Origin of the sequence: Rivihabitans pingtungensis (assembly GCF_003201855.1) — a bacterium.
Lineage (GTDB): Bacteria > Pseudomonadota > Gammaproteobacteria > Burkholderiales > Aquaspirillaceae > Rivihabitans > Rivihabitans pingtungensis.
The window spans coordinates 104,239-129,121 of record NZ_QJKI01000004.1 but is presented as its reverse complement, the minus strand read 5'-3'; the positions used below and the strand labels follow the sequence as shown (position 1 = coordinate 129,121).

Below are 24,883 nucleotides of genomic sequence, written 5' to 3'. Positions count from 1 at the left end.
TTTACCTCCTGATAAAACAACGGAATATTCCGGTTAAACTTTCCTCTTGCACCGGGATCAAGGCCGGGTTTTTAGCGCATGGGGGCCGTCGTGCCAGTCACAAGCAAGCGTATTTTCATCTCCAGCACTTCCATTGACCTGCCGGAACACCGGCAAAAAATTATCGACGCCTGCAATCAACTTCATCTGATTCCCGATGGCATGGAACACTGGCCAGCAGCCGATGCCAAGGCGCTGAAGTTCTGTCTGGACAAGGTCAATCAGGCCGATGTCTTTGTCGGCATCTATGCCCATCGCTATGGCTGGATACCGCCGGAGGAAAGCAAGTCCATCACCGAACTGGAGTACGACCGGGCGGTGGAGAGGGGGATTCCGCGCTATCTGTTCGTGATGGGCAAGAAGCATCCGATCCTTGCCGAAGATGTTGAAAAGGGTTCTGGCGCCGAGGCGCTGGAAGCCTTCAAGCAACGCATCGGTGGCGAGCGGGTGTGGAAGACCTTCGATAACGTCGATCAACTGCATGCCCATGTTCTGCATGCCCTGTCGGCAAACGCCAAACCTGACGATGGCGACCACGACGACATCCGCACCGACCTCACCCACCTCCCCGCCGGCGCCGCCCACTTCCTCGGCCGTGAGCACGAACTCGCCGCCCTCGACGCTGCCTGGGCCTCTGCCGGAAAAACCGCCCTGGTCGAACTCATCGCCCCCGGCGGCGCCGGCAAGACCGCACTGGTCAAGCGTTGGTTGGAAAACCTCAAGCAGGACAATTGGCGTGATGCTCGCCGGGTGTTTGCCTGGAGTTTTTACAGCCAGGGCAGCGGCGACGAGCGTAACGCCTCGGAAGACGTTTTTCTCGCTGAAGTCATCCAGTGGTTTGGTGTTTCGGTCGCCGACAGCCTTAACCCCGCCGACAAGGGCCGGGCGCTGGCGGAAGCCATTGTCGCCCGCCGCTGCTTGCTGGTGCTGGATGGCCTGGAGCCACTGCAACACCCGCCCGGCCCGCTGGCTGGCGAGCTGCGCGCACCTGGCCTTAAAGCCTTGCTCATCCATCTGGCTACCGTTGGCCGCCCCAGCCTGGCGCTGCTGACCAGCCGGGAGGCGCTGAAAGACCTGGACGAATGGGTCAACAGCCCGAGCGGCGCGGCGCGGCGCATCGACCTGGGCAATCTGAGCGACCGCGACGGCGCGGCCCTGCTGCATGCCGAAGGGGCCAACAAGGCCGGTAGCGTGCCCATCGCCGCCGATGATGCCGAGCTTCTGCACGCCAGCCGACAGGTCAAGGGCCATGCTTTGACGCTGAGTTTGCTGGGCAAGTATCTCAGGCGCGCACACGGCGGTGACATCCTGCGCTGCAGTGACGTGGATTTTGCCAAAGCCAGCCAGAAAAGTGGCGGCCATGCCTTCCGTGTGATCGCCGCTTATGAGCATTGGCTTGCAGGGAACGGCGGTGAGAGTGCGCAAGAACTGGCAGCCCTGCGCCTGCTTGGCTTCTTCGACCGCCCGGCCACCCCGGAAAACCTGGCTGCGCTGCGCACGGCCCCGGCCATCACCGGCCTGACGGAAGCGCTGCAAGACATCGATGACATTGACTGGCACATAGCGCTATCCAATCTCGCCGACAGCCGCCTTGTTGAGCACGACGCGGACACTGGCCGCCTGGACGCCCACCCCCTGCTGCGCGAATACTTTGCCGCTACCCTGAGCAAGCACCAGCCCGAGGCTTGGCAGGAAGGCCACCGCCGGCTGTACCAGCAACTCAAAGACAGCGTGCCCTATCGCCCCGAAGGCCTAGCTGGCTTGCAGCCGCTTTACCAGGCGGTGGTGCATGGTTGTCGGGCGGGGTTGTACCAACAGACGCTCAATGAGGTGTATATCGACCGCATTTTGCGTGGCATGGATTCGGACGGCTTTTACAGCACAAGGAAACTCGGCGCCTTCGGCGCCGACCTGGGGGCGGTGGCCTGTTTCTTCGCAGACCCTTGGCTGCGGCTGGCGCCAGGCTTGTCGATAGACGACCAAGCCTGGCTGCTCAACGAAGCAGCCACTCGTCTGCGCGCCCTGGGCCGGCTGGCGGAGGCGCTGGAGCCGATGCGGGCTGGGGCGCAGATGCGGGTGGAGCAAGCGGACTGGGCAAATGCCGCCACCAGCTACGGCAATCTTTCCGAACTGCAACTGAGCCTGGGCCATATCGCACTGGCCGTGGCCGACGCCGAACGCTCGGTGAACTACGCCGACCGCAGTGGCCATGCCTCTTACCGCATGATCTTCCGCACCACCCTGGCCGACGCCCGCCACCAGCAAGGTAAATGGGAGGCCTCTCGTCGCGGTTTTGCCGAAGCTGAGACCATGCAGGCCGAGCGCCAACCCAAGTACCCGCTGCTCTACTCGCTGCCAGGCTTTCGGTATGACGAGCTGCTGCTGGCCGAGGCCGAGCGGGCCGCCGCCTGGGGCGGGGCAGTGGAGGGAGAAGGCAGCGAAGGGTGCGCCCAGGTGGCGCAGCGGGCAGCTCAGGCCTTGCCTATTGCAAAGCGCAATAATCAACTCCTCAGCATCGCCCTCGACCAGCTGACCCTCGCCCGCTGCGCCCTCTACGCCGACCTGCTGCACGGCCGCCTCCCCGGCGAAGACGCCCAGCAGCACACCGAAGCCGCCGTCGCCGGCCTGCACCAGGCGGGCCAGCAAGACGTACTCCCCCTTGGCCTCCTCACCCGCGCCTGGCTGCGTCACAGCCTGAACGACCTCCCCGGCGCGCAAGCTGATTTGGCCGAAGCCCAGCGCATCGCCGAGCGCGGCGGCATGAAGCTCTATCTCGCCGACATCGCCCTGACCCGCGCCCGGCTGTTCGAGGATAAAGCCGAGCTGGCCAAAGCCCGCGCACTGATTGACGAGTGCGGCTACGGACGGCGCTTGCCGGAGCTGGAGGATGCCGAGGCGGCTGGCTGGGCTCAGTGACTGAGGGGGATTAACCGCCCCGCCGCTGACCACCCGCCCCCGGCGGGCGATGCCGGGTTTTATGGTCTATTTGCCCCAATCAGCAAAAACCCCCGCGCGTCACCCACGGGGGTTTTTGCTTGGCCCAGCGCCGCGCTACCCGCCCACTGGACGGTTTGCGCGCGCATGTCAGCGTCTCAGCTGATACGCGCTCTTCTTGGCCGGGTTGAGCGCCGCGACGATGGCGTTGTTGTTGTACACCACCAAATCGCTCAGCTGCACCGCCTTGCCGCCATTGTCCACCCAGTCGCTGGCGGTAAACGGCAGCGGCGCAGCAGTAGCTTGTGCGGCCAGTTCGGTCAGCCGGGTGCTCAGGGTGTGCAGGCCGCCCTGGGCGTTGAGTTTTTTCGCGTTCAGCACAAAGCGCGTGCCATCGCTGCTGAGCTGGCCCACCGCCAACAGGGCGGCGTTGACGTTTTGCAGCGCAGTCCAGCGGGCGTTGTCCATGGATTTGGGTTTGTTCGGCTCTGCGGCGTCGTGCGGGTCATCGCTGCGATAGTAGCCAACCAGCCCTTCAAACAGATTGACCGGCGCCCACACCACGCGGCCCAGGGTCAGCCCCGTGCCCGCGCCGGCCGCTTGCAGGGTGCTCAGCGCGCTGACGATGGCTTGTTTGTCGCTGTCGTTGCTGATGTCGCTGATGGAAGTCTGGGTGATTTGGTACAGCGCCTGCATCGAGGTTTGCGGCAGGGTGTGATGCAAAGAAAAATTCGGGCCAATCCAGGTTTGCACGGTGGGGGCGACGTTGTTGGGCGGGATTTTTTTCGCGTTCAGCGCCGCTTCGGCTTGGGTCAGCAAGCTGCCCGACCAGGTGATGCTGGCCGGCGCAGCCGGGCGCGCGGCAATCGGCAGGCTGATGTCGCCAGAGGTTTTGCCAGCGGCCCATGCCGTGGCGGACAAGGCGCTGGCGCTGATCACCAGCGCAGCCAGCAGGCGGCGCAGGGAAGCAAGAGGGGATGAGGCACACGAAATCGACATGACAGGCTCTCCAAAAGAAGGGCAGCACAACAGCATGCGCTGCGCCACACCGGCAGGATGCGCGGTGGTGTCTGTCAAGACGTGATAATTCTGGTGCTGTGAAGGCCGGGCGGGGCTGTCGGCGGCCGCGCGCCCAGCCACAGCCGCTGCGCGGGGCTTTGTCCGCCGCGCTGACGGCTCGCGCAAACACACACGCCCGCCCGGTTGCTGCCAACCGGGCGGGCGTGTGTTTGTCTCCTGCGGCGCGCACCCAGCCTGTGCTTGCTCAGGCTGGGCGGCGCGTGCCTCAGCGGCTTAGGCCGCCGGGGTTTCCGCTTTCTGGCGCAGGCGCAGGTTCAGTTCGCGCAGTTGCTTTTCGTCCACCGCGTTCGGCGCGTTGGTCAGCAGGCACTGGGCGCGCTGGGTTTTCGGGAAGGCGATGACGTCGCGGATGGATTCCGCGCCGCACATCAGCGTCACCAGGCGATCCAGGCCAAAGGCCAGGCCACCGTGCGGCGGGGCGCCAAACTTCAGGTTGTCCAGCAGGAAGCCAAACTTGTTTTGTTGCTCTTCCGGGCTGATTTTCAGCGCGGCGAACACTTTTTCCTGCACGTCGGCGCGGTGGATACGCACCGAGCCGCCGCCGATTTCCCAGCCGTTCAGCACCATATCGTAGGCGCGGGCGAGGCACTGGCCCGGATCGGTGTCCATCAGGTCTTCATGGCCCGGTTTCGGGCTGGTGAACGGATGGTGGCAGGCGGTCCAGCGGTCGTCGTCTTCGTCGTATTCAAACATCGGGAAGTCCACCACCCACAGCGGACGCCATTCGCGCACAAAATAGCCGCCGGCTTCGCCGCGTTCGTGGCCGATCTTGATGCGCAGCGCGCCGATGGCTTCGTTGACCACCTTGGCCTTGTCGGCGCCAAAGAAGATCAGGTCGCCGTTTTCGGCGCCGGTGCGGGCGATGATTTCGCTCAGCGCGTTCACCGACAGGAACTTGACGATGGGCGATTGCAGGCCGCTGGTTTCGTCGTTGGTGATCTTGCTGTTGTCGTTGACCTTGATGTACGCCAGACCCTTGGCGCCGTAGATGCTGACAAACTGGGTGTAGTCGTCGATTTCCTTGCGCGACAGGCTGGCGCCGCCGGGCACGCGCAGGGCGACCACGCGGCCATTGGGCATGTCGGCCGCGCCACGGAACACCTTGAATTCTTCGGTCTTCATCAGGTCGGTCAGTTCGGTGAACTTGAGCGACACGCGCAGATCGGGCTTGTCCGAGCCGTAGTAGAACATGGCGTCGTTGTAGGTCATGCGCGGGAACTTGCCCAGCTCGACACTGAGCACGTCGCGGAAGATTTCCTGCGCCATGGTCTCGGTGATGTCCATGATTTCGTCCTCGTTCAGGAACGAGGTTTCGATATCAATCTGGGTGAATTCCGGCTGACGGTCGGCGCGCAGGTCTTCGTCGCGGAAGCATTTGGTGATTTGGTAGTAGCGGTCAAAGCCGGCCACCATCAGCAGCTGCTTGAACAGTTGCGGCGATTGCGGCAGGGCAAAGAATTCGCCCGGATGCACGCGCGAGGGCACCAGGTAGTCGCGGGCGCCTTCCGGGGTGGAGCGGGTCAGCATCGGGGTTTCGATGTCGATGAAGCCCTGTTTGTCCAAGTGGTTGCGCACGCCCATGGCCACGCGGTAGCGCAGGCGCAGGTTTTTTTGCATCACCGGGCGGCGCAGGTCGATCACCCGGTTGGTCAGGCGGACGTTTTCCGAGAGGTTTTCGTCGTCGATCTGGAACGGCGGGGTGGCGGCGGTGTTGAGCACTTCGATTTGTTTGGCGAGAATTTCGATTTCGCCAGAAATCAGGTTGGCGTTGGCGGTGCCGGCCGGGCGTTCGCGCACGATGCCGGTGATGGCCAGCACATATTCATTGCGCGAAGCGTCGGCGGTCTGGAAGGCTTCCGGGGTGTCCGGGTCGATCACCACTTGCACCAGGCCTTCGCGGTCGCGCAGGTCGATGAAGATCACGCCGCCGTGGTCGCGGCGACGGTGCGCCCAGCCCTTGACGGTGACCGTCTGGCCAAGGAATTTTTTGTCAATCAGTCCGCAGTAGTCGGTTCGCATGCTCTGTGTTCAACTTTCAACGAGAGGTAGGAGTAGAAGGTGGGACGGGCTTGGCGGCAGGGGCCACCACGCCCATCGAAATAATGTACTTCAGCGCGTCGTCCACGCTCATGTCCAGCTCGCGCACCGCCGAGCGCGCCACCAGCATCATGTAGCCGGAGGTCGGGTTGGGGGTGGTGGGCACGTAGACGCTGACGTAGTCGCCATTGAGGTGCTCGGCCACGCCGGGGCCGGGTTTGCCGGTGAGAAAGGCGATGGTCCAGGCGTCCTGATGCGGAAACTGCACCAGCAAAGCCTTGGAAAACGCCTGCCCGCTGCCGGACAGCAAAGTGTCGCTGACCTGCTTGACGCTGTTGTAGATGGTTTTCACCACCGGGATGCGGCCCAGCATGGCTTCCCACAGGCCCACCACTTTCTGGCCCAGCATATTGGCGGCCAGAAAGCCGGTCATCAGCACAATCAGCAGCGCCAGCACCAGCCCGCTGCCGGGAATGTGCATGCCAAACCAGTGGGTGGGCTGCAAGGCCATCGGCAGCCAGTTGATCATGCTGTCCATGGTGGAAATCACCATGTCCAGCACCCACAGCGTGACGGCAAACGGCAGCCAGATCAGCACGCCGGTCAGCAGGCAGGCCTTGAGGGTGAGTTTGCCCTGGGTCATGCCGCGCAACCGCCGCCGCAGCCGCTGGCCGCACACGGCGGCAGCTCGGGTTTTTTCTGGCTGTGCTTGAAGTCAGTGGCGTACCAGCCGCTGCCCTTGAGCTGAAAACCGCCAGCAGACAAGAGCTTGGTGTAGTGGCTGCCGCCGCAGGCCGGGCATTCGGCAATCGGCGCATCCGACAGTTTTTGCAAATGCTCCTTGACCTGACCACAGTCTTCGCAACGGTATTCGTAGATTGGCATCGGGTAAAGTCTCCGCAAACGCAAGTCAATGACATGAAACGCCGAACTTTTGTTACAGTCCGGCAGTCGCAAGGCAGGCAAGCGCCGGCCCACGAACAAACACAAAAGTATATCGCACCGCCACGCCAAACCAAAACATTGCGCGGCATGCACCGTGACGGCGCAGGCTTTCACGCTCTTGTCATCCCAGTGTGGGATAAAAAAGAAAAGCCCCACTTGCATTCAGGTTATGTTGCGGAGCAACATGATGCAATCGGCCGCTTGATTCTGCTAAACAGGCGGCCATCCCAACTTCCTGGCCTGCCCAATCCGGGCGGCGGCGCAGGATGACTCAACCTCATGCCCAGCTTAAGCAGATGGGCGCAACAACGATACGGAGCTCGACCATGGAAAACCTCAAGACCATGCTGCAAGGCAAAAAAGGCCTGATCGTGGGCATCGCCAACGACAATTCGATTGCCTACGGCTGCGCCCGCGTGCTGCGTGACCTCGGCGCCGAGTTTGCCGTTACCTACCTGAACGAAAAAGCCGACCGTTTTGTCCGCCCGCTGGCCGAAGAGCTGGAAAGCCCGCTGATCCTGCAAATGAACGTGGAAAACCCGGGCGAACTGGAAGCCACTTTCAAGGCCATCGAAGAAAAATGGGGCAAGCTGGATTTTGTCATCCACTCGATCGCCTTCTGCCCGATGGAAGACCTGCATGGCCGCGTGACCGATTGTTCCAAGGATGGCTTCCTGCAAGCCATGCGCGTGTCGTGCTACTCGCTGATCGAAATGGCCCGCCTGGCCGAACCGCTGATGAAAGACGGCGGCGCGCTGGTGACCATGACTTACTACGGCGCTGACAAAGTGGTGGAAAACTACAATGTGATGGGCCCGGTGAAGGCCGCGCTGGAATCCACCGTGCGCTATCTGGCCGCCGAGCTGGGCAGCAAGAAAATCCGCGTGCACGCCGTGTCCCCCGGCCCGCTGAAAACCCGCGCCGCCTCTGGCATCGCCCACTTTGACAAGCTGATCGAAGAAGCCATCGCCCGCACCCCGGAACACCGCCTGGTGGACATCGAAGACGTGGGCATGACCACCGCCTTCCTGGTGTCTGGCGGCGCCCGCGCGCTGACCGGCGACACCATCTATGTCGATGGCGGCTTCCACAACATGGCGTAAGGAGGTCACCATGACCCGCGACGAACACGCTTTTGCCGACATTCTGGAAGAAGCCGAACAGTTTGGCCCGCTGCCGATGGCGGTGGCGCACCCGTGCAGCCAGGAATCGCTGATGGGCGCCGTCGAGGCCGCCCAGCACGGCATCATCACCCCGATTCTGGTCGGCCCGCAGGCCAAGATCGCCAAGGTGGCTGCCGAATTTGACGTGGACCTGTCGCGCTTTCGGGTGATTGACGTGCCGCACAGCCACGCTGCGGCCGAAACTGCCGTGGCGCTGGTGAAAAATGGCGAAGCCCACGCGCTGATGAAGGGCAGCCTGCACACCGACGAATTCATGACCGAGGTGCTGAAAAAAGACGGCGGCCTGCGCACCGGCCGTCGCCTGTCGCATGTATTCATCATGCGCGTGGACAGCTACCCGCGTTATCTGTTCATCACCGACGCCGCCATCAATATCCAGCCGGATCTGATGGCCAAGGTGGACATCACCCAGAACGCCATCGACCTGACCCACGCGCTGGGCATCGCCCGGCCCAAGGTGGCGCTGCTGTCGGCAGTGGAAACCGTCACCCCGACCATCCAGTCCACCCTGGACGCCGCCGCGCTGTGCAAGATGGCGGATCGTGGCCAGATCACTGGCGCGATTCTGGATGGCCCGCTGGCCTTTGACAACGCCATCTCGGCCGAAGCCGCCCACACCAAGCACATCGTTTCGGCGGTGGCTGGCGACCCGGACATCCTGGTGGTGCCGGATCTGGAATCGGGCAATATGCTGGCCAAGCAGTTGTCCTACCTGGCGGCGGCAGCCTCGGCCGGCATCGTCATGGGCGCGCGCGTGCCCATCGTGCTGACCAGCCGCGCCGAAGACGCCCAAGGCCGCCTGGCCTCGGCGGCGGTGGCCAATGTGGTCGGCCACAAGCTGTTGAACGCCGGAGACGATTGATGCGCGTGTTGTTGATCCTCAACCCCGGCTCGGCGACGTTCAAGTTTGAATTTTTCGCCCTGGCCGACAATGGCGAGGCCACCCCGCGCTATCGCGGCCTGGTGGACGGCGTCGGGCGCGACAGCGCCCGGCTGCTGATCGAGCGGATCAGCGACAACAGCGTGGCGGAAGATCGCCAGATCCAGCCGGCCAGCCACCCGGACGCGCTGGCTGCGGTGTTTGCCTTTGCCCGCCAGCATGGTTACACGCTGGCGGCGGTCACTCACCGCATTGTGCATGGCGGGCCGTTCTTCCAGCGCGCCGTGCGCATCGACGCCGACGTGATCGCCAAGCTGGAAACCCTCACCCCGCTGGCGCCGCTGCACCAGCCGGTGGGGCTGGCGGCGATTGCCGCCGTCAGCCAGGCCGACCCGGACATCACCCAGATCGCCTGCTTTGACACCGCGTTTCACACCACGCAAGACCCGCTGGGCGCACGCTTTGCCATCGCCCAGCGCTGGCACGACGCTGGCGTGCGCCGCTACAGCTTTCATGGGCTGTCTTATGCGGCGATTGCCCACCGCCTGCCTGGCGTAGTCGGCCCCGAGCTGGCCGAGGGGCGGGTGGCGGTGCTGCATCTGGGCAGCGGCTCGTCAGCGTGCATCCTGCATCGTCGGCAGAGCGTGGCCAACAGCACCGGCATGAGCGCGGTGGAAGGCCTGATGATGGGCACCCGCCCCGGCAATCTCGACCCGGAAGTGGTGTTGTGGTGGATGGAAAACGCCGGTATGGACATCGCCGCCGTGCGCCGCGAGTTGTACAAGGCCAGCGGGCTGTTGGGCGTGTCGGGCATTTCTGCCGATATGCGCGAGCTGCTGGCCTCCAGCGAACCGGCCGCCGCGCTGGCTGTGGAGCTGTATTGCTACCGCGCCGCGCGTGAAATCGGCGCGCTGGCGGTGCAGGCCGGCGGCCTGGACGCGCTGGTGTTCACCGCCGGCACCGGCCAGCGCAGCGCGCCAGTGCGGGAGAAAATCCTCGCCCGCCTGGCCTGGCTGGGTTTTGACCTCGACCCCGAGGCCAACGCCGCCAACGCCGCGCGCATCACCCGCGACGGCAGCCGCCTGTCGGCCTGGGTGATCGCCACCGACGAAGAAGGGCAGATGGCGCGTGAGGCCGCTGCGCTGCTGGCCGAGGGTTAAGCGCCGCTCACAAAACCCCCCTGGCGTTGTTGTGTGACCTTGTCGTACTGTGCTTGTACTGTCTGCGGTCACACGCCTAGCCAGGGCCGCTTCGCTGGGTTTTGTGAGCGACTCTTAAGAGCGACCGCCAAGCCATCCCAAACCGGGTTGTTTGGGGTGTGCTGTACGCAAAAACGCCACGGAAGGGCCCCTCCCGTGGCGTTTTTGCGTCTGTGGCCGCTGTCGGTCAGGCAAACACCAGCCGCTGATTGGCCTCCCCGACGTGAATCACAGTCTTGGGCGGATAACGGCCAGCCAGGATGGCCTTGGCCAGCGGGTTTTCGATTTCACTCTGAATCGCCCGCTTCAGCGGCCGCGCGCCATACACCGGATCAAACCCGGCCTCGCAGATCAAGGCCAGCGCCGCTTCGCTGATGTCCAGCTGCAAGTCCATCGCCGCCAGCCGCGCTTGCAGGTGCTTGAGCTGGATGCGGGCAATCGAGGCAATGTGCTGGCTGTCCAGTGCGTGGAACACCACGGTTTCATCAATGCGGTTGATGAATTCCGGGCGGAAGTGGGTGCGCACTTCGCCCATCACCGCCAGCTTGACCAGCTCGTAATCGTCGGTGGCCATGCTCTGGATCAGCTGGCTGCCCATATTCGAGGTCATCACCACCACGGTGTTGCGGAAATCCACCGTGCGACCCTGGCCGTCGGTCAGCCGGCCGTCGTCCAGCACTTGCAGCAGGATGTTGAACACGTCCGGGTGGGCTTTTTCCACTTCGTCGAGCAGAATCACGCTATACGGCTTGCGGCGCACCTGTTCGGTCAGATAACCGCCTTCTTCATAGCCGACATAGCCCGGCGGCGCGCCAATCAGGCGGGCGACCGAGTGTTTCTCCATGTATTCCGACATATCAATGCGGATCAGGTGTTCTTCGCTGTCGAACAGGAAGCCGGCCAAGGTCTTGCACAGCTCGGTCTTGCCCACCCCGGTCGGGCCGAGGAACAGGAAAGAACCATACGGCTTGTTCGGGTCAGACAGGCCGGAGCGCGAGCGGCGGATGGCGTCGGCCACCACGCGCACGGCCTCGTCCTGGCCCACCACGCGCTGGTGCAGCACGTCTTCCATTTTCAGCAGTTTTTCCCGCTCGCCAGACAGCATCTTGGATACCGGAATACCGGTGGCGCGGCTGACCACTTCGGCGATTTCCTCGGCGCCCACCTGGGTGCGCAGCAGCTTGGTTTTGCTGCTTTGCGGGTTTTCGCCAGCTTCAGCGGCCTTCAGTTGTGCTTCCAGCTGCGGCAGCTTGCCGTATTGCAGCTCGGAGACTTTTTGCCAGTCACCACGGCGGGTGGCGTCTTCCATGTCGATGCGCAGGCGGTCGAGCTGTTCTTTGATCGACTGCGAGCCCTGCACGGCGGCTTTTTCTGCTTTCCAGATTTCTTCCAGGTCAGAATATTCACGCTCCAGCCGGCGGATTTCGTCTTCGATCAGGCTCAGGCGCTTTTGCGAGGCTTCGTCTTTTTCCCGACGCACTGCTTCGCGTTCGATCTTGAGCTGAATCATGCGCCGCTCCAGCTTGTCCATGGATTCCGGCTTGGAGTCGATTTCCATCTTGATGCGGCTGGCGGCTTCGTCGATCAGGTCGATGGCCTTGTCCGGCAAAAAGCGGTCGGTGATGTAACGGTGGCTCAGCTCGGCGGCGGCGACAATCGCCGGGTCGGTGATGTCCACGCCGTGGTGGATTTCGTATTTCTCCCGCAGGCCGCGCAGAATGGCAATGGTGTTTTCCACGCTCGGCTCGTCCACCAGCACCTTCTGGAAGCGGCGCTCCAGCGCGGCGTCTTTTTCGATGTATTTGCGGTATTCGTCCAGCGTGGTGGCGCCCAGACAGTGCAGCTCGCCGCGCGCCAGCGCCGGCTTGAGCATATTGCCGGCGTCCATGGCGCCTTCGGCCTTGCCGGCGCCGACCAGGGTGTGGATTTCATCGATAAAGACGATGGTGTTGCCTTCATCTTTGGCCAGCTCATTGAGGACCGACTTCAGCCGTTCTTCAAATTCGCCACGGAACTTGGCGCCGGCCAGCAGCGCGGCCAAGTCCAGCACCAGCAGCTTTTTGTGCTTGAGGCTTTCTGGCACTTCGCCATTGACAATGCGCTGGGCCAGGCCTTCGACAATCGCCGTCTTGCCCACCCCTGGTTCGCCAATCAGCACCGGGTTGTTCTTGGTGCGGCGTTGCAGCACCTGGATGGCGCGGCGGATTTCATCGTCGCGGCCAATCACCGGATCGAGCTTGCCTTCACGGGCGCGGGCGGTGAGGTCGAGGGTGTATTTGGCCAGCGCCTCGCGCTTGCCTTCGGCGTCCTGGCTGCCCACTTGCTCGCCGCCGCGCACGGCGTCGATGGCGGCGTTCAGCGCAGCCGGCGTGGCGCCGGCTTCTTTGAACAGACGGCCGGTTTCGCCCTTGTCCTCGGTGAGCGCCACCAGGAACAGCTCGCAGGCAATGAATTGGTCGCCGCGCTTGATGGCGGCCTTGTCGGTGAGATTGAGCAGATTGATCAGCTCGCGCGACACATTGACTTCGCCGCCAGCGCCTTGCACTTTGGGCAGGCGCTCAATCGCAGCGGCCAATTGCTGACGCAGGCGCGGGGCGTTGACGCCGGCGCGCGCCAACAGGCTGCCAATGCCGGAATCGGCATCGTCCAACATGGCCGCCAGCAAGTGCTGCGGTTCGATATAGGCGTGATCATTGGCCAGCGCCAGGCTTTGCGCATCGGCCAGAGCTTGTTGGAATTTAGTGGTGAGTTTGTCTTGACGCATGGTTCGTGCACCTCGAGAAAGTTTTGTCAAGACCGTAGTTGAGGGGCAGGGAGGACTTTTCAAGCCCCAAAAACCATAAATTGCATAGGGCTGTTGATGATGCCAAAACAGCGGCGGCGACCAGACGCAAGCCAAGGTCGCCGCTGACGGCAACGCAACCATCCGTGATGATTTACATCAGGATGCGTTACACCAGATCGAACACCAGATCAGACAACACCACTCCTGGCGTGCCGGTGATCTTGATGGCCAGATCCGATGCGGAGAACACGATAGCCGTGCTTTGGTCCAGCACCAGATAGGTATCGCCGGCAAACTCGAATTTTTTGATGGTCGGGTTGGTCGGGCTGCCCAGACCGCCTGCCGCCCGATCCAGCACCATGGCCAAGGTATCGAAAGCATATACCGGCGTCGTGCCCAGTGCGGTAGGCGCCGTAGCGGTCAGGTCAATGCCAAAGCGGATGTGATCCACGCCCGAAGTAAAGTCGCCCAGGGTCAGCTGATTGGCGCCGCTGCTGTGGTCGCCCAAATAGCCTTTGCCAATCCAGAACAAATCGGCGTCGGCGCCGCCCAGCAGCGTGGTGGCGCCAGATACGCCGCCGCTATCCGAACCGATTTGCAGAACATCGTTGCCTGCACGCCCGTCCAGCGTGTCGTTGCCACCCTTGCCGTCCAACTGGTTATTGGCGTTGTTGCCATAAATCACATTGCTGTTGATGTCGCCAAAACCATAAATATTGGCGGCGCCAGTCAGCTCCAGGGTTTCGATGCCGCCACTGGCCCACGAGGCGGCCGGATCTGCAGTGTAGGTCAGGCTGAACGACACGGCGCTCTTGACGATGTCAATGCCACCAGAATCCACCACCATGTTCTGGCCGCCAATCACGATGAAGGTGTCGTTGCCGGCATCGCCAAACAGTTTGTCGTTGCCATTGCCATAGAGAATATCGTTGCCATTGCCGCCGTACAGCCAGTCGGCATCGGCGGTCACGCCCACGCCGGCAGCATCGGCATACAGCTTGTCGTCGCCGTCGTAGCCATAAATGGTGTCATTGCCCAAACCGCCGGACAGGACATTGGCGCCGCTATTGCCCTTGATGGTGTTCACCAGATTGTTGCCAATCCCATTGATATTGGCTGTGCCTGTCAAGGTGAGGTTCTCCACCTCTCCGCTGACCAGGGTAGCGCCCGCCACGGGAAGCGTGCCGTTCAGTGCGATGGTGTCGCTGCTGTATACCGTATCGATGCCAGCGCCAGGCAGCTCGTTGATGATCGAGTTATTGGCCGAGACGTAATAGCTATCGTTGCCGACGCCGCCCTGCAAGAGATTGTTGCCGCCAAATTCGCCATGCAAGATGTCATTGTCAGCGTCGCCATACAAATAATCCTGGCCATCGGCATACAGGACATCGGCGCCATTGCCGCCATACAGCGTATCGACATACAGGGCGTCGACGCTGCCGACATCGCCGGCATAAATGGTGTCGTTGCCATCGAAGCCAGACAGGATGTCGGCTTGACCCAGACCTTTGATCAGATTGGCGCCGGTATTGCCATCAATCTTGTTGGCCAGGGCGTTGCCATTGCCGTTGATATTGGCGGCGCCGGTCAGGATCAGATTATCTTCGGCGGCGGCCAGGGTATAGCTGACAGCCGAACTGACGGTGATGGTCATGGAAACTTCCTTCTGAGGTGAGGAGTAAGAGCCGCTCACAAAACCTCCTGGCGTTGTTGTGTGACCTTGCCGTACTTACCCGTACTGTCTGCGGTCACACGCCTAGCCAGGACCGCTTCGCTGGGTTTTGTGAGCGACTCTAAGCACTGGCCTGTGCTGCAATCCAGAAGCCAGCATGCTTGCCGCAGCGGAGTGGGGTGTTCCATGCGGCTGTCACAGTAAATAGCAGTCGGGTGAAATATGCAAAATTCGCTGAATGTGAGTGAGGTTAACTAAGTATTTATACTTATAACGCATGCTTTTTTTGAAACATTATCATTTAATATATTGGTGGAATAAGGCACTAAATCAAATAAATGAATATGGATAACATGATGTTTAGCATAGTGTTTTTAAATAAATCTACGGTTATTTGTCATGATATTCATGCCATTGACAGATGTTGCGCAAATACAACTTGTGCACAGAGTCTGTGTCTTGCATCAAGCCAGCCAGGTTTTTGGCCGGGGGGAAATATGCCGATATGCGCGCAAGCGCAGGGGCCATCAAAGCGCAGTTTGCTGTGGGCCCGAAGCGGATGAGCACATAAAAAAACGCCTGCACAAGGCAGGCGCGAACAGGATGTGGGAACAACCCGGAGAAAACAGCCACAAGGCGGGTGGGGCAACCCGCCCCATGTGCATCAGGATGGCGTCAGAGCCGGGCGCAAGGCGCCTCCGGCAAACACCGTGCGAAAAAATTGGTCAATTTCTTGTTCGATCTCCACCACGGGGCGGGTATAGCGGCGTCGCAGCGCAGCCAGCAGGCTTTTGCGATTGACGATCTGGTCAAGATCGCGTTCGCTCAGGCGTTGCCAGCATTGGCGCAGCATGCGGCGCAAGCGGGGGGAAATCTGGCGGGAAGTCAGTTGCATCACGGCCTCCTGTCTGCAGCAACCTGGCGCGGCGGCGGCTTATCCGCTGGGCCTGAAACGCGCAAGTTGTAGAGTGTATGACTGGCTGTTTCAGCAGAAGTTCCGTCATGAAAACGAAAAAAAGCCCGATGTCGTGAAGACATCGGGCTTTTTTGAATCTGGCTCCTCGACCTGGGCTCGAACCAGGGACCTGCGGATTAACAGTCCGTCGCTCTACCGACTGAGCTATCGAGGAATCGAATTGAATCGATGGAGCGCATCATACGCATGCGCCCCATGCTTGTCAACAGTTAATGTGAAAAAAATGCCGTTATTCGTAAATTTTTTGAAAAAATCATGGTTTTTCAACAACATCATGTATGGTCGGCGGCATGCGGCGCGGTGGATGGCTGGCACTGGCCATCACCTGGGCACTCTGGGCTGCATAATGCGCCGACAGTAATTGCGCATCCAGACCGCGCCCCGGGCCGGTAGCCGGGTGGTTCAGCCGGCGTTGGGCGCCCAGCACCTGGGCATGCAGATTGGCCACCACGGCATCCAGCCGGCGCGCCATGTCCGGGCGCTGCTGGCAGGCCCAGGCCAGCCGGGCGGCATCCACATGCAGCTCACCTTCAGCCCCCAGCCGCACGCCCAGGCTGCTCATTGGCAGGCCATCGTCTTGTGCCGGCACATGCGTCAGCCCTTCCTGCAAGCTGGCTGCCACGCCCAGCAAATCGGCCGGGTTGTCATGCCGGCCATACGGCGCGGCCAGGCGCTGATAAGCCTGGCGCAATTGATCGGCGGCGCGCAGCACGGTGTACACCGCCTCATCGCTGGCCAGCCGGCTGCGCACCGCCAGAAGTTCTTCGGCCACATCATCCAGCAAGAGTAATAGTTCGCCGCGTTCAGACACATCCACCGCGTCCCAGTCGTTGGGCTTGCGCGGCCGCAGTGGCCGACGCTCGCTGGCGCGCTGGGCATCTTGCTGCACCGAACGGCCAAGCGTTTCTGCCTGTACGGGCGAGGTGCGGCCCACGGCGGTGACGTCCGGCACCATATCCGGCGCTTTCGGCTGGTACACCGGGAGCTGGGGAGAAACCGGGGGGATGAACATGATGACGCACTCCTTGCTGACCTCGGACACTGGGCTTGGCGCATGCCGTGCGCTGTTTTGGCGCTGCTGACAAAACCTGTCTGGGATTGTGCCGCAATCTTGCCGTATTGCGTGTACCGGCCGTGCGCCTAGCCAGGCGCGCTGCGCTGGGTATTGTGGGCGGCGTTTATTCGCCGTGTTGCAGAGTACGGCGGGCCCAGGCTCAGAAAAGTTCCCGCGCGTCCCAGAGTGTACAGCCATCAGTATGCATGCAATGTAATTGTCATGCAAGCTGATGATTTATCAACAAAAAGCAGATAGCTCATCAGGTGCTGGGCACACGGGTTTTCTGTGCTCTGCAAAATCGGGTTTTTCTGTGTCTGGCAGGGCACAGAATGGGCGCGTTACCCTGCGGCCATTCATTGTTGCCGGAGAATAACATGACTGTTGCCACCCTGCGCCGCCCTGCCACGGGCGGCCCCTGTGTGCCCAAGCTCACGTCTGGGCGCTTCAACACCTGGCGGGTGGCCATGGTGTTGCTCACCCAGCTGATTTTTTTGGGCGCGCCCTGGCTGCGCTGGGATGGCCACCAGGCCATCTGGCTGGATCTGGAAGGCCAGCGGATTTTTTTGTTTGCCTGGTGTTTCTGGCCGCAAGATTTGGTGTATCTGGCTGGCGCGCTGATTATCTGTGCGCTGGGGCTGTTCTGGTGGACGGCGCTGGCCGGCCGGCTGTGGTGCGGCAATAGCTGCCCGCAAACGGTGTACACCGAAATCATGCTGTGGATCGAACACTGGATCGAGGGCGACCGCCCGGCGCGGCTGAAATTGCGCGCCGACCCGTATAAACCGGCGCATCTGGCGCGGCGCGTGGCAAGCCAGGCGGTGATGATTGCCGTCAGCCTGGTGATTGGCTTTGGTCTGGTGGCGTATTTTGTGCCGGCGCCCGAGCTGTTGGCCAGTGTGCTGGACGGCAGCATGGGCGGCTGGACGCTGTTCTGGCTGCTGTCTTACGCCGGTTTTACCTATCTGCTGGCCGGCCGGCTGCGCGAGCAGGTGTGCCTGCATATGTGCCCGTATGCGCGTTTTCAGAGTGTGATGTTTGATTCGCACACCTTATTGGTGGGCTACGACGCCAAGCGCGGCGAGCCGCGCGGCGCGCGCCGCCAACAGCACACCGCCAATCCGCGCGGCGACTGCGTGGACTGCGGCGTGTGCGTGCAGGTGTGCCCCACCGGCATTGATATTCGCAACGGCCTGCAATACGAATGCATCGGCTGTGGCGCCTGCATCGACGCCTGCGACACAGTGATGGACAAGCTGCGCGCACCGCGCGGGCTGATCCGGATGACCACCCCGCACGCCGAGGCCAGCGGCCAGCCGGCGCGGGTAAGCTGGCTGCGTCCGCGTCCCTTGATTTATCTGGGCCTGATTGCCGCCACGGCGCTGGCCATGGCGGTGGGCCTGTGGCAGCGTGCGCCGCTGCATGTGAATGTGCTGCGCGACCGCGCAGTGATGGTGCGGGAAACGCCGGAAGGCCTGCTGGAAAACGCCTACCAGATCAAGGTGTTCAACGCCGACAGCCGCCCGCATGTCTTGCAGCTGAGCGCCGAAGGCCTGCCTGGCGCGCGGGTGCTGACCGAACCGGCGCAATTGCTGTTGCCGGCGCATGGCCAGCTGCAATTGCTGGCGCGAGTGCAAGCCGCGCCGGACAATGTGCAGCATGGTGCACAGGTACTGCACTTGAATGTGCGCAGTCGGGACGATGCCAGCTTCCAGCGCCAAGAAGACACGGTGTTTATCGGCGAATAAGCGCCGCTCACCCCATGCTTGTCGCGGTCGTGCGCCTGACCAGATTTGCTGCGCTGAGAGTGGTGAGCCGCTCGGCTCGCTGACAAATCACACGCAGCCACGCCCACCCAGCCCAGCGGGTGGGCGCCGCCACGTCGGGCCACAGGCTATAATCCGGGCCTTCCCCGTTTGCACCTTGTACTTGCCCGCCATGAACCTTCCCCCCGCCGCCCGCGCCGTGCTGCACGCGCTGGCCTGTGTGCCCGATGGCCTGTCCGACCGCGCTTTATTGATGGTGCTGCCGCCCTTGCTGCCGGCCGACGCCCCACCCTTGCCGCCGCGCCCGCAAGCCATCTTGCGCCGGCTGACTGAGCAAGGCTGGCTGACCGCCCGTCCCGGCGGCTGGCGGCTGGCCGAGGCGCGGCTGGGCGAGGTGTGGCGCGACATCGCCGAGCAGTCCTGGTTATGGCCGCTGCTGGCCATGCTGATGGAAAGGCTGTACGACGCGCCGCCCAGCCCGGCGCAGGCGCACCGGCAAGACTGGCTGGCCCGGCTGCAAGCCGGCGACCGCAGTTTTTTGCCGGGGCTGAGCGCCGCCCACGCCGCGCTGGCGCGGCTGAACGCCGAGGCCGACGCCGCCCAGCCGGCCGCCCCCAGCGTCGAGCGCCGGCTGGCCTGGCGGCTGGAAGCCAGCGATGGCGGCGTGGCGCTGGAAGCGCGCGAACAAAAACACAGCGCCCAGGGCTGGACCTCCGGCCGCGCGCTGAGCTGGAAGCGCCTGCTGGGCGAGCTGCCCGACTGGCTGAGCGCGCAAGACCACGCCGCGCTGCGCTGCGCCAAGGTCAGCGAGGTGTATTACTACGGCGGCGAAAGCTACACCCTGGACGAAGACGCCCTGCCGGCGTTGGTGGGCCACCCGGCGCTGTTTGCCGCCGAGCTGCCGCACGCGCGCATCGAGCTTAGCCTGGGGCAGCCGGCGCTGGTGCTGCGCCAGCAGGGCGATATGCTGCGGCTGGAAGTCTCGCCGCCACAGCTGACTGACGCCCGCACGCAGTGGCTGGACCACAGCCAGCCCGAACACTGGCGATTGTACCGGCTGGATGGCGAGCTCAAGCGGCTGGTGGCGCTGGTCGGCCATGGCCTGGCGGTGCCGCGCGCGGCGCGCGCGCCCCTGCTGGACGCCATCAGCCAACTGGCCCCGCTGTTGCCGATTCACAGCGACCTCACCGACCTGGCCGGCCAACTGCCGGCGCTGCCGGCCGACGCCACGCTGTATGCGCTGCTGCGCGCCGACGGCGACAGCCTGCGCGTGCAACTGCGCGTGCGCCCGCTACCTGGCGGGCGCGACTACCGCCCCGGCCAGGGCATGGTGACGGTGGTGGGCGCGGTGGACGGCGAGGCGGTGCACACCTGTCGCGACCTGGACGCCGAACGCCGCGCCCACGCCGCCGTGCTGCGCCAATGCCCGACACTGGCCGCCTGCCCGCACGACCCCATCATCGGCGAGCGGGTGTGTGTCAGCATTGATCAAGCCTTGGACGTGCTGGCTGAGCTGCAAGCGGTGGGCGAGGCGCAGCTGCGTTGCGTGTGGCCGGCAGGCCAGCGTTTGCGCCTGCGCGGCCCGGCGCACGCCGGCCAGGCGCGGCTGAGCATTCGCCAGCGCGGCGACTGGTTTGCCGTCAACGGCGAGCTGGCGCTGGACGACGACGGCCGCCTGCTGCAACTGCGCGAACTGTTAACCCTGGTCGGCCAGCACAGCGGCCGCTATGTGCGCTTGGGCGAAGCCGACTGGCTGGCGCTGGACGACGCGCTGCGTCAGCAATTGGCCGCGCTGGCCCGCGCCAGCGCCGGGCTGGACGCCGACGGCGCCACCCAGCTCAGCCGGCTGGCCGCGCCGATGCTGGCGCAACTGGCCGACAGCGCCGCCGCTTGTGAAGGCGACGCCGGCTGGACTGCGCAGCGCGCGCGCTGGCAAGCGCTGGAGCAGATCAGCCCCGCCGTGCCCAGCGCCTTGCGCGCCACGCTGCGCGATTATCAGCTGGCCGGTTTTCATTGGCTGGCGCGGCTGGCGCACTGGGGTGTGGGCGCTTGTCTGGCCGACGATATGGGCTTGGGCAAAACCATGCAAACCCTGGCGCTGTGCCTGCTGCGCGCCGAACACGGCCCGCAACTGGTGGTCGCCCCCACCTCGGTGGCGCAAAACTGGCTGGCCGAAGCCGCCCGCTTTGCCCCCAGCCTGCGCCTGCGGCCGTATGCCCAGCAACGCGCGCTGGACGCGCTGGCGCCGGGGGATCTGGTGGTGGTCAGCTATGGCTTGTTTCAGCTGGACGCCGAACGCTTTGCCCAGGTGCATTGGGCCAGCGTGATTCTGGACGAAGCCCAGGCCATCAAAAACCCGGACACCCGCCGCGCCCAAGCGGCGTTTGCCCTGCGCGCCGATTTCCGGCTGGCCGCCAGCGGCACCCCAGTGGAAAACCATCTGGGCGAGCTGTGGAGCTTGTTTCGTTTTCTCAATCCGGGTTTGCTGGGCAGCCTGGAGCAGTTTGGCGAACGCTTTGCCACGCCAATTGCCGAAGGCGACGAGCAAGCCCGCCTGGCGCTGCGCCGCCTGCTGCAACCCTTTATTTTGCGCCGCACCAAAACCCAGGTGCTGACCGAACTGCCGCCGCGCACCGAGCTGACCTATCGGGTCGAACTGTCCGACGGCGAGCGCGAGCTGTACGAAGCCCTGCGCCAGGAGGCGCTGGAACAAGTGGCGCAAGCGCCCGAGCACGAGCGCGCCATGCAGGTGCTGGCGCACATCACCCGCCTGCGCCGGCTGTGCTGCCACCCCACCCTGGCCCTGCCCAACGCCACCCTGCCCGGCAGCAAGCTGGCCGCCTTTGCCCGGCTGATGCGCGAGCTGCTGGACAACGGCCACAAGGCGCTGGTGTTCAGCCAGTTTGTCGATCACCTGGCGCTGGCGCGCCGCTGGCTGGACGAACAAGGCATTGCCTACCACTACCTGGACGGCGCCACCCCGGCGCGCCAGCGCCAGAAAAAAGTCGAAGCGTTTCAGGGCGGCCAGGGCGAGGTGTTTCTCATCAGCCTGAAAGCCGGCGGCTCGGGCCTGACGCTGACCGCCGCCGACTATGTGCTGCATCTGGACCCCTGGTGGAACCCGGCAGTAGAAGACCAGGCCAGCGACCGCGCCTACCGCATGGGCCAGCAACGCCCGGTGACCATCTACCGGCTGGTGGCCGCCCACACCATCGAAGAACGCATCCTCGCCTTGCACGCTGCCAAACGCGAACTGGCCGACGCCCTGCTGGCCGGCGGCGACGCCAGCGCCCGCCTGGACACCGATGCCCTGCTGGCCCTGCTGCGCGAAGCAAGCGCCTGAACAGACAAAGCCCCACGCCCGGACAACGGGGGTGGGGCTTTCGCCAGAGGGACGAGATGACGTCCCGTCTGGAATGAGCTTTCGGCGACTTACTTCTTCTTGCAGGTATTGATGCCCAGCATCGCATACGGCGGGCACCAGCCCAGCAGGCCGGTCAGCACCGGCACCAGGCCCAGATACGCCCACGGGCTTTGCGGGCCGACAAACGCCAGGCTGGTGATGATCAGGCCGACGATCACGCGCAGAATGCGCTCGGTTTTGCCGATATTGCAGGTCATGGTAAGGGCTCCTTGGGCTGAACTTGAACAATTTATATAAACATATAACAAATTGTGCTGAAAGGAAAGCCCTGTCCGGCAGGCATGCCCGCCCAGCTCACCCCAACAGCGCCACCATCTGGTCGATGCGGTCAATCACTGCATCTGCGCCCAGTGCGCTGGCCGATGCGGTATAGCCATAGCTCACCGCCAGCACCGGCGAGCCGTGCGCGCGGGCGGCCAGCACGTCGTTTTTTGAGTCGCCCACCATTAATAGCTGTGCCGGGGTGACGGCCAGGGCCTGGGCGACATGCGCCAGCGGCAGCGGGTCGGGTTTTTTGGCGGCCAGGCTGTCGCCGCCTAGCACCAACTGAAAGTACTGCGCCAGATCCAGCGCTGCCAGCAGCGGGGTGGTAAAAGCAATCGGCTTATTGGTCACGCAGGCCAGCGGCAGGCCCAGCGCCGCCAGCGCCTGCAAGCCTTCCGCCGCGCCGGGATAGGGGCGGGTGTGCTCGGCCACCACGCGGGCGTAATGCTGGTTGAAGTGGGCGCGGGCGGCGATTTGCAGCGGGGAATCATCCACCTGGGCATGTGGGTCGTCCTGGGCGGTGCGCGCCATCAGCATGGCCGAGCCATCGCCGATAAAGCCGCGCACCCGGCTATCGGCCAGCGGCGCCAGGCCCAGCTCGGCGCGGGCGGCGTTGGCGGCGGCGGCGATGTCGGTCAGGCTGTCAACCAGGGTGCCATCCAGGTCAAAGGCGATGGCGCGAATCGGGGTGCTGAACATGGCAAACATTCCGGTGGCAAACAAAACAGCATGGTGCCTGCGGCCTGCCGGCAAGACAAGCGTGGCGGATGTGGTGAAAATCTGACGCAAATCATAAATCCGTAAAAATACGGTGCTTGGTCAGACCATTTCCCGCCCGGCAATGTTAAGATGCCCCGCTTTGTGTACGACGTACGCAGCACAGAAACCCAGTATTTACACCTAGTTTGTGTGCGATTCGCTATAATCGCGAACCATTCGCTTTTTCTGTGGCTGATATAGCCTGACACAGACTGACACAAGCGCCTCGCGTTTGTCCGGCGCAAGCCTACGTCAGCCCCACATCCAGGCGCGCCGCATTCAAAGCTTTGAACTGAATGGATGCACGGGGCGCTGGCCGCGTTTGTTGGTCCGGCGTGGCGGCGTGTGACGGACGGCGCGTGCGCGTTCCCCGGCAAGGTTTCCGCCCTGGTTTTATCTCCCGTCCGCGCAGATGCGCGGCGGCTGGAGTTGTTTGCATGCCTTTTTCCCGACTGGGGTTGTCCGACCCCATCGTCCGCGCTGTCACTGAGCTCGGCTACACCACCCCCACCCCGATCCAGACCCAGGCTATCCCTGCTGTGTTGAGCGGTGGTGATCTTCTGGCGGGCGCGCAGACCGGCACCGGCAAGACTGCCGGCTTCACCCTGCCCATCTTGCAGCGTTTGTCCAGCACCGCGCCGGCCAACCCGCAGGCGCGCCCCGGCGTGCGCGCGCTGATCCTCACCCCCACCCGCGAGCTGGCGGCGCAGGTGGAAGAAAACGTGCGCGGTTACGCCCGTTATCTCAAGCTCACCTCAATGGTGATGTTTGGCGGCGTGGGCATGAACCCGCAAATCGAGCAGCTGAAAAAGCGCGTGGATATCCTGGTGGCCTGCCCTGGCCGCCTGCTGGATCATCTGTCGCAAGGCTCGCTGGATCTGAACAGCGTCGAAATCCTGGTGCTGGACGAAGCCGACCGCATGCTGGACATGGGCTTTATCCACGACATCAAAAAGGTGCTGGCCAAGCTGCCGCCCAAACGGCAAAACCTGCTGTTCTCGGCCACCTTCTCTGAGGACATCCGCGGCCTGGCCGACCGGCTGCTGGATCGCCCGGCGCTGATCGAAGTCGCCCCGCGCAACGCCACCGCCGACCGCGTGCGTCAGCAAGTGTACCGCGTGGACCGCGAACGCAAGCGCGATTTGCTGTCGCACCTGATCCAGCAAAATAACTGGCAACAAGTGCTGGTGTTCACCCGCACCAAGCACGGCGCCAACCGCCTGGCGGAAAAGCTGGAAAAAGACGGCATCCCGTCCGCCGCCATTCACGGCAACAAGAGCCAATCGGCCCGCACCCGCGCGCTGGCTGGCTTCAAGAGCGGCGAATTGCGCGTGCTGGTGGCCACCGACATCGCCGCGCGCGGCATCGACATCAGCGAGCTGCCGCACGTGGTCAACTTCGAGTTGCCCAATGTGCCGGAAGACTACGTGCACCGCATTGGCCGCACCGGCCGCGCCGGCGCCGAGGGCGAGGCGGTGTCGCTGGTGTGCGTGGACGAAAACAAGCTGCTGGTGGATATCGAAAAACTGATCCGTCGTCCGCTGCCGTGCGCCCAGCTGCCGGGTTTTGAAGTGGACCCGAGCATTGCCGCCGAGCCGATTCCCAATGGCCGCAACGCCCCGCGTGGCGGCGGAGGCGGTGGGCGCGGCGCGCCTCGCGGCGGCAGCCAGCCGGCCGGCAAGCCCGGCCAGGGCGGCAAGCCGCAAGGCGCCCGCCAGGGCCAAGGCGGCCCGCGCAATGGCGGCAATGGTGGTAATGGCCAGGCGCGCGCGCCCAAGCCGTCCACCTCGCGCCATCACTAAGCGCGGTTCACAAAACCCTCCTGGCGTTGCTGCCCGACCTTGCCGTACCACGTTACGCGATCTGGCCAGCACCGCTTCGCAGC

Annotated in this window: 17 protein-coding genes and 1 tRNA gene; 7 read left to right on the top strand and 11 right to left on the bottom strand. The window is 63.6% G+C overall.

The window, feature by feature from the left end; translation table 11 throughout:
* The first annotated feature begins 90 nt into the window (after window positions 1–90).
* Window positions 91–2,955 carry a DUF4062 domain-containing protein gene (locus DFR34_RS04805; RefSeq protein WP_158281736.1) on the top strand — a complete coding sequence of 955 codons (2,865 nt, stop codon included), beginning with the start codon at window positions 91–93 and terminating at the stop codon, window positions 2,953–2,955.
* A 168-nt stretch (window positions 2,956–3,123) separates the two neighbouring features.
* On the opposite strand, the gene DFR34_RS04800 is transcribed toward DFR34_RS04805, so the two are convergent.
* The 4 genes from DFR34_RS04800 to DFR34_RS04785 all read right to left on the bottom strand — a co-directional run bounded on the left by DFR34_RS04800 (window position 3,124) and on the right by DFR34_RS04785 (window position 6,975).
* Window positions 3,124–3,972, bottom strand: coding sequence for a hypothetical protein (locus DFR34_RS04800; protein ID WP_110390027.1), 849 nt, complete (start codon window positions 3,970–3,972; stop codon window positions 3,124–3,126).
* A gap of 294 nt (window positions 3,973–4,266) precedes the next feature.
* Window positions 4,267–6,072, bottom strand: coding sequence for an aspartate--tRNA ligase (gene aspS / locus DFR34_RS04795; protein ID WP_110390026.1), 1,806 nt, complete (start codon window positions 6,070–6,072; stop codon window positions 4,267–4,269).
* 16 nt (window positions 6,073–6,088) lie between these two features.
* Window positions 6,089–6,733, bottom strand: coding sequence for a DUF502 domain-containing protein (locus DFR34_RS04790; RefSeq protein WP_110390025.1), 645 nt, complete (start codon window positions 6,731–6,733; stop codon window positions 6,089–6,091).
* Complete coding sequence (locus tag DFR34_RS04785) at window positions 6,730–6,975, bottom strand: FmdB family zinc ribbon protein (protein WP_110390024.1); 246 nt, start codon at window positions 6,973–6,975, stop codon at window positions 6,730–6,732. The genes DFR34_RS04790 and DFR34_RS04785 overlap by 4 nt, the downstream gene beginning before the upstream one ends.
* A 386-nt stretch (window positions 6,976–7,361) precedes the next feature.
* Here DFR34_RS04785 and fabI point away from each other — a divergent pair, with 386 nt between their 5' ends.
* The 3 genes from fabI to DFR34_RS04770 are packed head-to-tail and all read left to right on the top strand — an operon-like array spanning window position 7,362 to window position 10,259.
* Window positions 7,362–8,138, top strand: a complete 777-nt coding sequence (gene fabI, locus DFR34_RS04780; protein ID WP_110390023.1) for an enoyl-ACP reductase FabI — start codon at window positions 7,362–7,364, stop codon at window positions 8,136–8,138.
* A 10-nt stretch (window positions 8,139–8,148) separates the two neighbouring features.
* Window positions 8,149–9,081 (top strand): phosphate acetyltransferase, encoded by a 933-nt coding sequence (locus tag DFR34_RS04775; RefSeq protein WP_245906813.1) that lies wholly within the window; start codon window positions 8,149–8,151, stop codon window positions 9,079–9,081.
* Window positions 9,081–10,259 (top strand): acetate/propionate family kinase, encoded by a 1,179-nt coding sequence (locus tag DFR34_RS04770; protein ID WP_170121689.1) that lies wholly within the window; start codon window positions 9,081–9,083, stop codon window positions 10,257–10,259. Before DFR34_RS04775 ends, DFR34_RS04770 begins: the two co-directional genes overlap by 1 nt.
* Window positions 10,260–10,485: 226 nt before the next feature.
* On the opposite strand, the gene clpB is transcribed toward DFR34_RS04770, so the two are convergent.
* The 5 genes from clpB to DFR34_RS04740 form a co-directional block, all read right to left on the bottom strand.
* Window positions 10,486–13,062 carry an ATP-dependent chaperone ClpB gene (clpB, locus tag DFR34_RS04765; RefSeq protein WP_110390020.1) on the bottom strand — a complete coding sequence of 859 codons (2,577 nt, stop codon included), beginning with the start codon at window positions 13,060–13,062 and terminating at the stop codon, window positions 10,486–10,488.
* 187 nt (window positions 13,063–13,249) lie between these two features.
* Window positions 13,250–14,737: a calcium-binding protein gene (locus DFR34_RS17720; RefSeq protein ID WP_110390019.1), complete on the bottom strand. Its 1,488-nt coding sequence runs from the start codon at window positions 14,735–14,737 to the stop codon at window positions 13,250–13,252.
* Between the two features lie 682 nt (window positions 14,738–15,419).
* A complete protein-coding gene (locus tag DFR34_RS04750) occupies window positions 15,420–15,650 on the bottom strand; it encodes a hypothetical protein (RefSeq protein ID WP_110390017.1) in 231 nt (76 codons plus the stop codon).
* A gap of 159 nt (window positions 15,651–15,809) precedes the next feature.
* Window positions 15,810–15,885 (bottom strand) — tRNA-Asn (locus DFR34_RS04745).
* A 99-nt stretch (window positions 15,886–15,984) separates the two neighbouring features.
* Window positions 15,985–16,743, bottom strand: a complete 759-nt coding sequence (locus DFR34_RS04740) for a hypothetical protein (RefSeq protein ID WP_146215054.1) — start codon at window positions 16,741–16,743, stop codon at window positions 15,985–15,987.
* A 419-nt stretch (window positions 16,744–17,162) separates the two neighbouring features.
* Here DFR34_RS04740 and ccoG point away from each other — a divergent pair, with 419 nt between their 5' ends.
* Together ccoG and DFR34_RS04730 are read left to right on the top strand one after the other, a co-directional pair.
* Window positions 17,163–18,533, top strand: coding sequence for a cytochrome c oxidase accessory protein CcoG (gene ccoG, locus DFR34_RS04735; RefSeq protein ID WP_110390015.1), 1,371 nt, complete (start codon window positions 17,163–17,165; stop codon window positions 18,531–18,533).
* Window positions 18,534–18,723: 190 nt separating this feature from the next.
* Window positions 18,724–21,894, top strand: a complete 3,171-nt coding sequence (locus DFR34_RS04730; protein ID WP_245906812.1) for a DEAD/DEAH box helicase — start codon at window positions 18,724–18,726, stop codon at window positions 21,892–21,894.
* Window positions 21,895–21,983: 89 nt separating this feature from the next.
* Here DFR34_RS04730 and DFR34_RS04725 read toward each other — a convergent pair whose 3' ends face one another.
* Complete coding sequence (locus DFR34_RS04725; protein ID WP_110390013.1) at window positions 21,984–22,172, bottom strand: YgaP family membrane protein; 189 nt, start codon at window positions 22,170–22,172, stop codon at window positions 21,984–21,986.
* 97 nt (window positions 22,173–22,269) lie between these two features.
* Window positions 22,270–22,938, bottom strand: coding sequence for a phosphoglycolate phosphatase (locus DFR34_RS04720; RefSeq protein ID WP_158281735.1), 669 nt, complete (start codon window positions 22,936–22,938; stop codon window positions 22,270–22,272).
* Window positions 22,939–23,435: 497 nt separating this feature from the next.
* Here DFR34_RS04720 and DFR34_RS04715 point away from each other — a divergent pair, with 497 nt between their 5' ends.
* Window positions 23,436–24,800: a DEAD/DEAH box helicase gene (locus DFR34_RS04715; protein WP_110390011.1), complete on the top strand. Its 1,365-nt coding sequence runs from the start codon at window positions 23,436–23,438 to the stop codon at window positions 24,798–24,800.
* The last annotated feature ends 83 nt before the right edge of the window (window positions 24,801–24,883 follow it).